This is a genomic window from Spirochaeta lutea, assembly GCF_000758165.1.
Taxonomy (GTDB): Bacteria; Spirochaetota; Spirochaetia; order DSM-27196; family Salinispiraceae; genus Spirochaeta_D; species Spirochaeta_D lutea.
Genome location: NZ_JNUP01000072.1, coordinates 165,288 through 179,611, shown reverse-complemented (window position 1 = coordinate 179,611; position 14,324 = coordinate 165,288). Strand labels below are relative to the sequence as shown.

General features: G+C 55.8%; 9 protein-coding genes and 1 tRNA gene. 3 read left to right on the top strand and 7 right to left on the bottom strand.

Annotated features, from left to right (window positions below; all coding sequences use genetic code 11):
* Positions 1 to 148 precede the first annotated feature (148 nt).
* The 3 genes from DC28_RS14445 (at position 149) to DC28_RS14435 (ending at position 5,358) form a co-directional block, all read left to right on the top strand.
* The gene (locus DC28_RS14445) at positions 149 to 1,378 is read left to right on the top strand and encodes a Crp/Fnr family transcriptional regulator (protein ID WP_037550242.1); all 1,230 of its coding nucleotides are present in this window, start codon (positions 149 to 151) and stop codon (positions 1,376 to 1,378) included.
* An 8-nt stretch (positions 1,379 to 1,386) separates the two neighbouring features.
* On the top strand, positions 1,387 to 2,520 hold the full coding sequence (locus DC28_RS14440) for a GNAT family N-acetyltransferase (protein ID WP_037550240.1): 1,134 nt from the start codon (positions 1,387 to 1,389) through the stop codon (positions 2,518 to 2,520).
* A gap of 129 nt (positions 2,521 to 2,649) precedes the next feature.
* Positions 2,650 to 5,358, top strand: coding sequence for a valine--tRNA ligase (locus tag DC28_RS14435; protein ID WP_037550238.1), 2,709 nt, complete (start codon positions 2,650 to 2,652; stop codon positions 5,356 to 5,358).
* A 67-nt stretch (positions 5,359 to 5,425) separates the two neighbouring features.
* Here the strand turns inward: DC28_RS14435 and DC28_RS14430 are convergent, their stop codons facing one another.
* The 7 genes from DC28_RS14430 to DC28_RS14400 form a co-directional block, all read right to left on the bottom strand.
* Positions 5,426 to 7,201, bottom strand: a complete 1,776-nt coding sequence (locus tag DC28_RS14430) for an ABC transporter ATP-binding protein (protein WP_037550236.1) — start codon at positions 7,199 to 7,201, stop codon at positions 5,426 to 5,428.
* Positions 7,202 to 7,268: 67 nt separating this feature from the next.
* Positions 7,269 to 7,339, bottom strand: a tRNA-Gly gene (locus DC28_RS14425).
* A gap of 58 nt (positions 7,340 to 7,397) precedes the next feature.
* Positions 7,398 to 7,781, bottom strand: coding sequence for a VanZ family protein (locus DC28_RS14420; RefSeq protein WP_037550234.1), 384 nt, complete (start codon positions 7,779 to 7,781; stop codon positions 7,398 to 7,400).
* A gap of 109 nt (positions 7,782 to 7,890) precedes the next feature.
* The gene (locus DC28_RS14415) at positions 7,891 to 10,449 is read right to left on the bottom strand and encodes an FAD-dependent oxidoreductase (protein WP_037550232.1); all 2,559 of its coding nucleotides are present in this window, start codon (positions 10,447 to 10,449) and stop codon (positions 7,891 to 7,893) included.
* A 102-nt stretch (positions 10,450 to 10,551) separates the two neighbouring features.
* On the bottom strand, positions 10,552 to 11,442 hold the full coding sequence (locus DC28_RS14410) for a hypothetical protein (RefSeq protein WP_037550229.1): 891 nt from the start codon (positions 11,440 to 11,442) through the stop codon (positions 10,552 to 10,554).
* A 324-nt stretch (positions 11,443 to 11,766) separates the two neighbouring features.
* The gene (locus tag DC28_RS14405) at positions 11,767 to 13,008 is read right to left on the bottom strand and encodes a class I SAM-dependent rRNA methyltransferase (protein WP_037550228.1); all 1,242 of its coding nucleotides are present in this window, start codon (positions 13,006 to 13,008) and stop codon (positions 11,767 to 11,769) included.
* Entirely contained in the window at positions 13,005 to 14,186 is a 1,182-nt protein-coding gene (locus DC28_RS14400; protein ID WP_037550225.1) for a glycosyltransferase, read from the bottom strand. Before DC28_RS14400 ends, DC28_RS14405 begins: the two co-directional genes overlap by 4 nt.
* Between the last annotated feature and the right edge of the window lie 138 nt (positions 14,187 to 14,324).

Genomic DNA, 14,324 nt, shown 5'->3' with positions numbered 1-14,324 from the left:
AACCCGAGGAAAATCCTCGGGTTTTTTGTATTGGATGGAGCGATTCCGGAAATGATTATCCTGGAGGAAGAAGTTCCCAGGCTATCACAATTGACTTAGCCCAGGGCGCTCCGTATACTTTGAACTAAGACTAACTACGGGATACGGTATGAGCAACCCTTTACAGCTTTCCATGGTGAACTTTAACAAAGGTGCATACATCATTGTTGAAGGTAAACAGAACGCAAATCAGTTTTTTATTATTCGCCAGGGGAAGGTCCGCATTAGCAAAGAGGTTGAGGTGGTTGCTGAAGAGGGGGGGAACCTCCTTGGGCCTGGAGATTTTTTCGGGGTTGTGGCTACCATGTCCGGTCACAGTCATATTGAAACAGCCCAGGCCATAACCGATTGTTCTCTGATCTCGGTAACCCGTGAGAATTACGGTACCCTGATTGAACGGAATACCCCGGTAGCCATGAAGATTATCGAGAGCTTTTCCCGGCGTATGCGGTATCTTGACCAGGCCCTGGCCCGGTTAACCCAAAAAACCACTAACGCGGATGAGGATATTAACCATCTATTTGAGGTGGCTGAGTACTACGCAAAACAGAACCAGTACAATCAAGCCTATTACGCCTACTACCAGTATCTGAAGTTCTGCCCCCAGGGAATGCATGTGAATACGGCGAAACAGCGGATCATGAAGATCAAGCCCTATTCAAAGGCTGTGTTTCTGGAGGATGAGACAGAGACTTTTACCCGGCAGTACCCCAAGGATACCATGGTCTTTTCTGAGGCGATGCCCGGGAAGGAGCTGTACATCATCCAAAAGGGGTCGGTTAAGATTACCAAGATTGTAAACGGAAATGAGGTGCTCCTCGCAGTACTCAAGCAGGGAGATATCTTCGGGGAGATGGCTCTCCTGGAAAATAAACCCCGTAGTGCCAGCGCTATCGCCTTTGAGGACTCGGTGTTACTGGCGGTTACGAAGGAAAATTTCGCCCGGATGGTAAAAACCCAACCCCAGATTATTTCCCGACTGACAACCCTGCTTTCCGAGCGGATCTGGTTTATTTACAAACAGCTTGCTAATACCCTCCTGAGCGATCCGGTAGGAAAACTCTACGATGTCCTGCTTATCCAGCTGGAGAAAAACAGGATACCCATAAAGGCCAACGAGGCGCATACCTTTGACTTCGGGGCTAAGGAGTTGGTTCATATGGTGGGGCTCAGCAAGCCCGAGGGTGATCGTGCTCTCATGGAGCTCATGAAAAATCCCAAAATCCGGGCCATGGAAAACCGTGTGTTCTGCTCGGATATTGATGAGGTTCTCAAACAGGCTCAGTATTACCGGAAGCTCCAACGGATCTCCCGAAGCCGGGATACCGTGGCACGGTAACCGCGGTTATGGAGTCCTACCAAGTCTTAGAGGTTGATTCGCCCCGGTTATACCGTCAGTTCTATCGTCTTCCCGCACGGCTCTATGCCCAGGAATCCCGATGGGTACCGCCCCTCTGGTCGGATGAACGTCGGGGATATCAATCCTCCAACCCGATGCTGGATGGTGTGGATTTTACCCTCTTGCTTGCCTACGATTCTCAGGACATCACCCGGGAGAGGCCCCTGGGGCGGCTGATGGTGTACCATGACCGGGCCTTCAATGAGTCCCAAGGGGAACAGGTTGCCCTATTCGGCGCCTACGATGCGGTGAACGACCGGAGGGTAACCAAATCTCTCATGGACCGTGCTAAGGTCTGGGCTGCTGATCGGGGGTTGCGGGGGATTCTCGGACCCATTAACCCGGTGGCGGAATTTTGGGGGGTGTTGATTCAGGGGTTTGATGAGTCCGCCATGTTTCTTACCCCCTACAACTACCGGTATTACCATGACAATCTCATCATGGCTGGTCTGGAAAAGGCAATGGATCTGTATGCATACCAAGCCGATGCCAAAACCGGCTACACCATACCCCACCGCTATCAGCGCTTTCGGGAACTATTCTTTAAGCGAAATCCCGGGTTTTCCCTGCGGCCCTTTGATCCCCGGCGGATTGACCGGGAGGCTGACGCCATCTACGAAATTTCTAATATCGCCCTTGCTGCGAATTGGGGCTACGTACCGGTGAGCCGAGAGGTGATGGGGGATATGGTAAAGCGACTGCGGCCCATCATCGATCCCAGGGCAATCTGGTTTGTAGAGGATCAGGGGCGCCCCGTGGGGTTCTGTCTGGGGTGGCCTGATTTTAACCTCGTGCTGGAGAAAACCAGGGGCAGGCTTTTGCCCTTCGGGTGGACTCACCTGCTGACAACCCTGCCGCGGGTACGGGATTACCGTCTCTTCGGCCTGGCGGTGCTGCCGGAGTACCACGGCCGGGGTTTGGATGCCCTGCTGTACATGAGTCTGTACGAGGCCCTGGCTCCCCGGGGGATTCGCCTGGAGGCTAATTGGATCTTGGAGAACAACCATCGAATGAACCGAGCATTGGTTAATCTGGGGCTTGAACGCACCAAGACCTACCGGCTCTACCGTGACTCCTGGTAGGCAACGACCAGCCAGGGGCTGAACCGGATTACCATCCCCTGGGTGAGGGGGGAAGGGCTTCAATGGTGCTTTCTTGAACGCCTGCTGTTTTTTTTGATACACTCCCCTTCTAAATGAGAGGGAGGAGCTATGAAAGCCATTGAACTTGAAAAGACGTACAATCCCCGGGACTTCGAAAACCGGATCTACCATTACTGGGAGCAGGGGGGGTATTTTCAGCCCAGAACCCCGAAGGACGGTGAGAACCCCTATGTAGTGGTCATTCCTCCCCCTAATGTCACGGGTGTACTCCACCTCGGACACGGTTTGAACAATAGTCTCCAGGACATACTGGTTCGCTACCACCGCATGAAGGGCGACCCTACTCTCTGGGTACCCGGTACCGACCATGCAGGAATCGCGACCCAGAACATCGTAGAAAAGCGACTGCGGAAGCATGGGACCAGCCGTGAGGAGCTGGGACGCCGGGCCTTCCTGGATGAAACCTGGAAGGTTAAGGAAGAACACCATCGGATAATAACGGATCAGCTCAAGAAGATCGGAGCGAGCTGCGATTGGACCCGGGAGCGGTTTACCCTGGACCAGGGCTTGAGCGATGCTGTCAAAGAGGTGTTTGTCTCCTTATATGAGCGCGGCCTCATCTACAAGGGAACCTACCTGGTAAACTGGTCCGTGGGGGTGCAATCTGCGCTGTCGGATGATGAGGTTGAGTTTAAGGAAGTGAAGGGAAAACTCTACCACTTTCGGTACCCCCTGGAGGACGGATCCGGGTTTGTTCAGATTGCAACGACCCGGCCGGAGACCATGTTGGGGGATACGGCTATCGCGGTGCATCCCGAAGACGAGCGGTATGCTGGGTTGGTAGGCACCAAGGTACGGCTGCCGTTGACGGATCGGTTGATTCCCATCATTGCTGATGGGTACGTAGACCGGGAGTTTGGTACCGGTGCCGTTAAAATCACCCCAGCCCATGATCCCAACGATTACGAAATCGGAAAACGGCATGACCTAGAGCTGATCAATATTATGAACCCCGACGGCACCCTGAATGCTTCCGTTCCGTCGGAATACCGCGGGCTTTCCATGCAAGAAGCGCGGAAGGCCGTGGTACGAAGGATGGAGGAGGAGGGGTTCTTCGTGGATGCGGAGGACCATGTGCATCAGGTCGGTCACTGTTACCGCACCGATACGGTGATTGAACCCTACCTCTCTGAACAATGGTTTGTTCGAATGCAGCCCCTGGCCCAGAAGGCGCTGAGGGCCTGGGAGGACGGGAAGATCACCTTCTATCCGAAAAAATGGGAGAATACCTACACCCACTGGATGCGGAATATCCGTGATTGGTGTATCAGCCGGCAGCTTTGGTGGGGTCATCGGATCCCGGTTTGGTATGATGAAGATACCGGGGAGATGATTGTAAGCCGGACTGATCCGACCCAGGATCCGGGGAATGCGGGTCGGCGGTTGCGTCAGGACGAGGATGTTTTGGACACCTGGTTTTCCAGCTGGCTTTGGCCCTTCAGTGTTATGGGTTGGCCCGAGGATACCGAGGATATGGCTCGGTTTTTCCCCACCACGGCCCTGGTTTCCGGGTATGACATTATCTTTTTCTGGATAGCCAGGATGATCATGGCCAGCCTTGAGTTCATGGGTGAGGTACCCTTTAAGGACATCTACATTACCGGTCTGGTTCGGGATAAAAAGGGTCGGAAGATGTCAAAAAGCCTGGGAAACGGGATTGATCCCCTGGAGATTGTGGATGAGTACGGCGCCGATGCCCTCAAGTTTACCCTGGCCTTCCTGGCCGCCCAGGGGCAGGATATCTTGCTGGATAAGCAAACCTTTGGGCTTGGCAGCCGCTTTGCCAATAAAATATGGAATGCCAGCCGCTACCTGCTGATGAACCTCGAGGGCCGGACCCTGTATCGGGTTCAGTCCATCGCCAGGGGTGAGTTAGGGGGGCTGAGGGATGTGGACCGGTGGATTCTCCACCGCCTAAACCGGTGTGCGGCCCAGGTTCGGGGGGCCATGGACACCTACCGGTTCAACGATGCCACCAGTGCGGCCTACGAGTTTTTCTGGAATGATTTCTGTGACTGGTATATCGAAGCAAGCAAGCTGGGGCTGGGTTCAGGGGATGAGGATGAGATGAACAGGACGGTTTCCATTCTCATGTATGTCTTGGAAGAGTCGCTGAAACTGCTCCATCCCTTTCTACCGTTCTTGACCGAGGAGATTTTCCAGAAACTACCCCAGGTGGCAGATTCGGATATTGCCGCTAGTCTTGGTCTTGAATCTGGCCGGGCGTTGATTGCCGAGGGTTTTCCCGAGGCTGAAGACTGGAGGGACTTCCCCGGCGAGGCTCTGGCCTTTGAATCCCTCCAGGATTTGATTAGAAAGGTACGGACCCTGCGGAGTGAGTTTACCGTTCCGCCTACCCGGAAAATCCGCTTTTCCCTCCGGTTTGAAGAGGGATTTCACCACCGGGAATTTTTCGAGTCCCATGATGAGCTGATCCGGTTGCTTACCGGAACCGAGGTGCTGGAGTACTGTCAGGATAAACCGGATACCACCGGCGCCCTGGCGGCCCCGGGGGTGGGGTTTGAGGCGTACGTCTATATCCGTGAGTATATCGATGTGGAGGCTGCCATCGCCCGGCTTCGAAAGAGTATTGAGAAGGAATCCAAGACCCTTAGCGGTATTGAGAAGCGGTTGAGTAATGATGCCTTCCTATCCAATGCCAAGGAAGAGTATATCGAACAGGAACGTCAGCGCCGGGAGGAACTATCCGAGCTGATTGCGAAGATGGAAGGATACATTGAGGACCTTCAGGCCTGAGGCGGTATCGGCGGTACCCCGCTAGGGTACGGGTTCGTACCCATGGGAGCGTACCGCCGGTTCTGCGCTACTGCACTGCCAAGCCGGATTGAACCTTCCACAGCCCTGCGTAGATTCCCCCTGCCTGGATGAGTTCCTGGTGGGTTCCCCGCTCGGCCAGGGTTCCTGCGTCCAGGACGAGGATTTGGTCGGCGTGACGGATGGTGGAGAGACGGTGGGCGATGACGATGGTCGTCCGGCCCTGGGAAATATGCAAGAGGGATCGCTGTATGGCGGCCTCGGTTTCGTTATCCACCGACGAGGTGGCCTCATCCAGAATAAGAACCGGCGGATTTTTCAGTAGCGCCCGGGCAATGGAGATACGCTGACGCTGCCCCCCCGAGAGCTTCTGCCCGCGTTCCCCTACCAGGGTTTCGTAGCCCTGGGGGAGGGAGCGGATAAACTCGTGGGCCTCGGCGTGCTTCGCCACTTGAATGATCTGATCCGCGGTTGCCTGAAAGCTTCCATAGGCAATGTTATCCGCCACCGACCCGTGAAACAGAAATACATCCTGACTAACAAGTCCTGCGGCATGCACTAGATCCTCATTGCGGTATTCCCGGATGTCTATACCGTCCAGGGTGATGGACCCTGCGGTAACATCGTAGAACCGGGTTAGGAGTTTTATGAGGCTGCTCTTTCCGGCTCCGGTGGCTCCAACGATCCCGGTGGTTTTTCCCGGAGGAATGGTGAGGCTCAGCCCTCTGAGTACCGGGGGGCCGCTCCGGTACTGGAAGTGTACGTCCTTGAGGTTGTACGCACCGGTGATGGAATACTTGTCCAGGGGCTTGTCACCCCGGGGCAGATGTTCCCGGGTGTCCAGGAGATTCATGATACGTCGGGTGCTTGCCATGGCCCGTTGAAAGAGATCAAAGGTCTGACCCAGACGGGTAAGGGGCCAGAGCAGCCGTTGGGTTACAAAGATCAGCAGGCTGTACAGCCCCACTTCCATGTCGCCCCTCAGGGTTTTTAACCCGGCAAAGATTAAAATTCCGATGAATCCGGAGAGTATAAGCATCCGAATAAGGGGGACAAAGGCGGAACTCAGTTTGATGACCCCTTCGTTGGCCTTTCGGTAGTGTTCCGACAGACCTGCAATGCGGCGGTTCTCATACTCTTCGGTCCCGAAGCTTTTGATGGTTGCAATCCCGCCCAGGTTATTCACCAACTGGCCGTTGACCGAGGCTGCCTGTTCCCGTACTGAGGCGTAACCCGGGGTGAGCTTTTTTTGAAACCAGACCGAGCCTGCAATAATGAAGGGCATGGGTAATAATGCCATCCATCCTATTTCCGGAGCAGAGACCATAAATAGGCTTCCGATAACCAGAACGGTGACGGCTACCTGAATGAGATCGTTCGCCCCGTGATCCAGGAAGCGTTCCAACTGGTTTACGTCATCCCCGAGAATGGAGATGAGCCCCCCGGTGGAGCGGTCCTCAAAGTAGGCAAGTTCGAGGTTTTGGACATGACGGTAGGTATCCTTGCGCAGGCGATCCTGGGTTAGCTGGGCGAGGTTCCGCCAATACACCTGAAAGAGATACTCGAAGAACGATTCCAGGATCCAAATGAGGGCGGTTACTCCCCCGAGGACCAGGAGCTGGTCTCCCGGCTCGGGAAAACCGAGACGGCCGATGAGACTGTTTTTTCCCTGGACGACGATATCTACCGCTGCACCGATGAGGGCCGGCGGGGCCAGATCGAAGAGCTTATTAAGGACCGAAAAAAGGCTCGCAAGCACTACCTTTCCGCGAAAGGGGGTTAGGTAGGAAAGCAGGCGTATCAGAGGATGGGATTGCTTACTCATAGTCAAAAATAATGGCATGTATCAGCGGGAGAGTGCAACAAGGTTGAAGGGAGTTGTTCGGATAGGAAGCGACCAGGGGGAATCGAACCCCCGTCACAAGCTTGGGAAGCTTGGGTAATACCATTATACGATGGTCGCAGGTGGACAAAAGATAGACGATCCCGGGGGATTCTGTCAAGAGAAAAGCCGGGACTGGCTACTCATTCACGGAGGTGCGGTGGGTCAGAAGGGCGTGGAGTCCAAGACCGATGAGGCTGCCCAGGAGGGCACCGAAGCTGTTCACCAGGGCATCAATGATATCCGAGGTGCGCCCAACGCTTTGTTGGATCAGTTCAAGGAATCCACCGTAGACCGCGCAGAGCAGAGCGGACAAGAGAACGGTTTGGATGGGGTGTCTCTTTCTGAAGACCGATAGTACTGCCAGGGCTCCTAGGGCGGTGTAGGCTAGACCGTGGAACAATTTGTCCCTACCGGCGGTTAGGGAGGTGTCGGGCAGTTGAATCACACTCAAGACGAATACCAGGATAAGGGATAATCCGAGGAGAATGCGGCTTATGGTTATAATAGTTTTTGATTTCATGTAGACCACAAGTTATACACACAACAGCCCCGGATTTCAAGAAATGCCGGGGCTGGAGGGTGGTTTTAGGCCTAGAGAGAAGGGGGGGGGTGGTCCTTCCAGGGCCCGGCTATACGAAGAGGTTGATATTACCCTGGGAGGCTGCATTCAGGTAGCTGGCCACCCCTCCGATTTCTACCTCGTCCAGGAGCTCCTCGCGCTTGACCCCCATGACATCCATGGACATTTGACAGGCTACCAGGCGTACCCCCGAATCTATGGCATCCGTGAGCATCTGTTCCAGACTCTGTACACCCTTGGCCTTCATGCGCCGGCGCATGAGGGCTGCTCCGGCGCCGCCCATATTGATTTTGGACAGGCCGAGCTTGGTGGTGTTTCCGGGGAGCATCCAGCCGAAGGCCTTCCCCAGGAGATCCTTCCGCACCCGGGGTCTTGCAGTTTTCTTAAGAATGCTCAGTCCCCAAAAGGTAAAAAACAGGGTAACCTGCTTCCCCGCGCTGGCGGCACCGTTGGCGATTACCAGGCTTGCCAGGGCACGATCAAGATCATCGGAGAACACCACCAGGGTGGCATGGTTCTTTAACTCGGTTCCGGGAAGGGGGCCCCGGCTCGAGTGCAGGGGCGGAGAGTCCTGGGCGCGGGCTTTTTCCACCAGGGCGGTGATTCTTCCCCGATGTTCCTCCAACTCCAGGAGTGTATTGCCGGTCATGGTGCACCAAGCCTCGACATCCTTGGCAAACCCGGGATCGCTGGCAACCTCGCGGATACGCTGCCCCGGCTGGGCCTTGTCTATCTGTTTTTTCAGGGCTAGGATCGGGCCTGGACACTGCAGGCCGACGGCGTCAACCTCGAGAGGTGTAATTTCCTGGAGGGATGTCGGCGGGCTCATGGGGCTATCCCCAGGACCTGAGGATGTTCGGGAATCCGGGGGAGCGGCTTGATAGATATGATCATCCTTCCAGATGATATCCCGTGCGAAGATATCTTCATTGCTTTGTTTCTGTACCGCGAATTCATAGGTTTTGTATCCCCCGGAAAGGTTGTAGACATCCTCAAAACCGGACTGACGAAGAATTCGTTCTGCCATGTATGCCCGTTGTCCAACGCCGCAGAAGACCACCAGAGTCTTATTCTTCGGCACCTCCCCGAGGCGATTTCGCAGCTCGTGGATGGGCAGATTGATTGCCCCTTCGATGGTACCAAGACCTGCTTCTTCGGCAGTACGAACGTCGATGAGTTGGATTTCGTTTTGGTCGCAGCCCTGGATCTGGTGCCAGTGGATATGCCTGCTTCTTCCGGTCATGATATTGTCCGCCACGTATCCTGCAATGTGCACCGGATCCTTGGCGCTGGAGTAGGGCGGCGCGTAGGCGTGTTCTAGATCAATGAGATCCTCAACGGTACCGTTGCGGCGTATTATTGCAGCGATGAGGTCAATACGTTTATCCACTCCCTGGTACCCAAGGATCTGGGCTCCGTAGATCCTGCCCGTTTCCCTGTCAAAGAGGGTTTTCAGGGTCATTGCCATGGCATCAGGGTAGTATCCGGCATGGCTGGATGAATGGGTGATGATGGATTCAAACCGGATGCCTTCCTTGGTCAGGGTCTTCTCGCTTAAACCGGTGGAGGCAACCGTTATGTCAAATACCTTGGCAATGGCGGTGTTAATGGCCCCCTTGTAGGGTTTATGGTTCCCCTGGGAAATATTGTCAGCGCAGATCCGTGCCTGCTTATTGGCGGGTCCCGCCAGGTAGGTTATGGCCGGAGTATTTGTGATGGGGTTGGGAAACTCTATCGCATCACCCAGGGCATAGATGTGATCATCGCTGGTTTGAAGGAATTCGTTCACCCAAATACCCCCGGTGGAGCCGATGGTAAGACCAGCCTCCTTGGCAAGTTTGTTCTCCGGGCGTACTCCGATGGAAAGGATAACCATGTCTGCGGTGATGGTTCTTCCGCTGGAGAGGGTAATCTCCATGCCGGGAGAGGCCTCCCCTGGGCGTTTATTCAGTGGGGTGAAGGCGGTGACCCCGTCGTTCAGGTAGAACTCAACCTGTTTGCTTCGGAGATGCTGGTGAACCTGGGCTGCAATCTCATAATCCACCACATTCATGACCTGCTGGGCCATCTCCACGATGGTTACATAGAGTCCCCGACGGTGGAGGTTCTCCGCCATCTCTAGGCCGATAAACCCGGCGCCTAGGATCACGGCGCGCTTCGGTTTATTGTCTTCCAGGAACCGGAAAATGGCATCTGTTTCCTTCACCGCCCTAAGGGTAAAGATGCCCGGATTGTTGATCCCGGGAATCGGCGGACGGACCGGTTCTGCACCGGGAGAAAGAACCAGGGTGTCGTAGGACTCATCCCAGGTCTTCCCGGATTCTAGATGTTTCAGCCTCACCTGCTTCTTTTCCGGCTGGATAGACAGGGCCTCGGTGTGAATCCAAACATCGATATTGAGGTTCTCCTTGAAGCTTTCGGGGCTCTGGACGAATAGACGGTCCCGCTGGGATATCACCCCGCCTATGTAGTAGGGAAGGCCGCAGTTAGCGTAGGAGATGTATCCTCCGCGTTCCACAATAATAATCTGAGCGTGTTCATCTAACCGCCGAAGGCGGGCAGCGGTGGTTGCGCCGCCGGCGACACCGCCGATGACAAGGTACTTCATGGTTGACTCCTGGTATTCGATATTTATGTATCTATATTAATACCATGTTATCAATATGTCAATGTTTGAATATTAGAAATTTATAATATACCCCGTTCTAGGCTATTCCCATTGAACTAGAAGCTCTAGGCCGGTATCAGGGGGCGTCACCGGTAGGACACGGTAGACCAGGGGAACAAGGGGGCAGTCATCCGTCATGTCCAGGCGGTTCGGCCACTTCCAGGTATAGTTGGCTGTGTCCGGCAGGGGCAGGACAGGTCCCAAGCTTCCCTGGGGTAATAGGATGACGGCGGCGCCGAAGAACTGGATATCGGCCTCGGTGAGGGTATTGGGCAGGAGAATCTCCATCTGGGCTGACCAGGAATCAGGTGTCCCCTCGGGCTGGGAGAAATTCTGGTACCCGTCCCATAGGGTCGTGGATTTAATCCTCGGGCCATCATAGGCGGATGGACCACTGAGGGACATACCCACACCGGTGTTCCGGGTGGACCCCTGTGCCTGGACGGAAATCAGATCGCCCCATTGAGCTGATTCGGGAACCGAAACGGTCAGATCAATGGCAAACAAGGTGAGGGACACGGAGGTGCGTTGCCCCGGGGTGACGGTTACTGGGGCTGGGGCGGTGGCGCTGCCTAGAAGCAGGGTTGTTTTAGCAGTCGAGCTGCGGCGCACTCCTGCCAGTACGCTGATTTGATACTCTCCGGCCTCCAGGGGCAGGATGGCCGAGCCCTCGGGGCCCAGGGTGGAGGACGCCGCTACCGACCAGGTTCCCTGGCCATCCTGACTGTAGGCGAAGACCTCATACCCATTGGCGATGAGGGATGAATGTTCCGGTCCCAGGACGGCCCTGGATCGGCTTCCTGAGCCGGGGACAAGCTGAACGCGGATGCTGCCCTGATTCTTCTCCAACATCGGCTGGTCGGCGCAGCTCAAAATCCCCAGAAGACAGAGAAGCACCGCCCCTAAGAATGTGCCGGATTGTTGTTTGTTCATAGAAACCTCCTTGGATCTACCAATTCCCCCGGCCTAGGTCCGGGGTGGATATGATTGTTTCCATGGGAAAGTGGGGTTTTGCTTCAAGGCGGAGGGAAAAATCGTGTATTTCCTGGTGGGCTGATGATTGTAAGGGTGCCTAAGGGCAGCCCATCCCCTGAAGGGGGACTACAGGTTACCCCGCAAGGTCTGGTGTTCGTTTCAACCGCCTAGGTCCTCAGAAGGGCTGTACGCACACCGGGCTCTTTTTAGAGAAGCCGACGGGGGTTCTAGGGTACGCCAGGGGAACAGGAGAGCATACTGGGGGATATAACCGGGGGGATCTTAAAGGACCCGGGCGATGACTCCCTTCAGGTAGAGCCCCTCGGGAAAACTGGTCCGGACGGGGTGGCAGGGCGCCTGGGACAGGTGTTCGAGGATCTGAACATCCCGCTGTACGTCTTTAGCCGCCCACTGAATCATGGCGACAAAATCCTCCCGGGTGACTAAACCGCTGCAGCTGAAACTGGCAAGGTAGCCCCCCGGGCGGAGGGCCGCCAAGGCATGGAGATTCCCGTCCTTGTAGGCTCGAAGGCCGCGGTCTTTTATTCTCCGGCTGGGAACCAGCTTCGGCGGATCGAGGATGATCATGTCCTGGCTTTCGGGGGCGAGATTCCGGAGAAACTCAAAGGCATCCTCTCGTACCACCGAGAACCTGTCCTCCCAGCTTCGGGCATTGAGAACTGCCCGGTCCAGGGCTTCCTGACTGGTATCCACCGCGGTGCTGCTGGCGGCCCCGGCGGACAGGCAGGCGGTGCTGAAGGCGCCGGTGAAACTACAGATATCCAGGACATTCAAGCCCCGGGAATAGGCAGCAACCCGCCGCCGGTTCTCCCGCTGGTCCGTATAGAACCCGGTCTTCTGGCGGCTCAGGCCGAGACTGACCCAGGACTGCACGCCGTATTCCCGAATCGGCACCATATCCGGAGGCGGACTGCCCCAGACCAGGGCCTCCCGGGGCGGCAGGCCTTCCATGGCCCGGCCGTCACCCGAGCTGACCTCCAGAATGCCCTTCAGGTTCGGCATGAACTCTCCGGCGCAGCCCTCCAGTCCGCGGATTATCATGTCCCGGCGGACCTCGGCGCTGTAGGTTTCCAGTTGCAGAACCAAATAATCAGCGAAGCGGTCCACCACCACCCCGGGTATCCCGTCACCCTCGCTGAACACCAACCGGCCCGCAGTGGTGATGCCATCCTCGGCGATCCCCAGATCTCGGCGCAGGGCAAAGGCCCGGCGAAGCATGGTCTGGAGCCATTCGTCCTCTCGCGGCAGCTGGTCATCCCAGCTGATCATCCGCAAGGCGATTTTAGATCGCGGATTCACCCAGGCATGTCCTATGAACCGGTGATCCGCGGTCTGTACCCTGGCGGCCTGGGTCGCGACAGCGGGATCGGATTCCCAGAGGGACAGCCGGGCCTTGGAGGATGATTCTAAGGCCCCTGAAAAGATCCAGGGATGACGGTTTCGGGGAAGTTTATCCTTTCCGGGACCCAGGGTGAGGGTAGGCGGAGACGGCGCCGCGGTCATTTCATAGACTCCATAATGTATCGTGCGATTTCCGGGGTTCCGTTCCGCAGTTTGCGGTTCCGGATCCGCCGGGTTGCTTCCTCCAGGATTTCCGGATTGTCGATGATCCGGCGGACCTGATCGACCAGATCCCGGGGTTCGGGCAGGAACCATCCAAAACCGTTCCGAACCACGAAGCTTACATTCCCCTGCTCCTGGCCGTAGAGGCGCTGACTCAGGAGAACGGGTTTGCACAGGAGCAGGCATTCAAAGATGGTAGCCGGTCCGGCCTTGGTAATTACCAGGTCCGCACTGTTCATCAGTTCATACATAAAATCGATGAATCCGAATATTCGAATGCGGGCATCCGGGTAGGCACCGGCGATTTCCTCGGCCCGCTGTTTCTGGTGAGCATTTTTTCCGCAGACCATGGCGATCTGCACTGGAAGCCGTGCCTGGAGGAGCTCCTGGAGCACCTCTTCACCCTGGGGCAATCCCTCTCCGCCCCCGGCGATGAGCACCAGGGGCTCATGGGGGGTGAACCCCAGGTGCTCCTTGACCGCGGGGATGTCTCCCGGATCCATGGCCCGGTTAAACCGGGAATTCAGGATGGGCGGGTAGCGCATGACCTTCGGTTTTTTAAGATTGGTGAGGATACCCCGTTTACGGTAGAAAAAGAGGTCAATCTTGGCCTCCTTCCACGCCCTGGTGCTGAATACAATCATGTTCATGAATTGGTAGAAGAACCACATGGGGTGGCAGGAGAAGGGGTCCAAAACGATGGTAAGGCTGGGCATTCCGCGTTTTTTCAGTTGACTCAAGGCCCGGTAGAGGGGCCGGGTGAGTAGAAAATGCAGGTTTACCACCTTGGTGATCTTATGTTCCCGGATGAAGCGACGGATATGTCCTGTGGAGTACAGGACCATAGCAAAGGTGTGGACGTGCATAACCCAGGGAATCAGACTCATCTGATATATCAGAGGCCATAAAATCGGGACTGTGAAGGTTGAAAACTGATACCCCTGCTCCACCAGAGCGCGCTGAACCCTGCTGTTGGGATTCAATCCGTCGAGGAGAAACAGCTCCACCTCATCGGGGGAATAGCTGCTGGTTATCTCCCGCTGGAGGGCCCGGGCAGCGGCTATATGTCCGCCGCCGGTGGGTAGGTATAGAAACAGGATACGCTCTTTTTCTGCCATGGAGGTCACTATACTACGCCCGAGTGATTTCAGCAAATTAAACCGCCATGGAGGGGACCTGGGGGCATCCGGATCACCGGGAACATGAACCGGGTTGGGGCATTAAAATCACCCTAGAATTACCCTAAAGTCTCGATA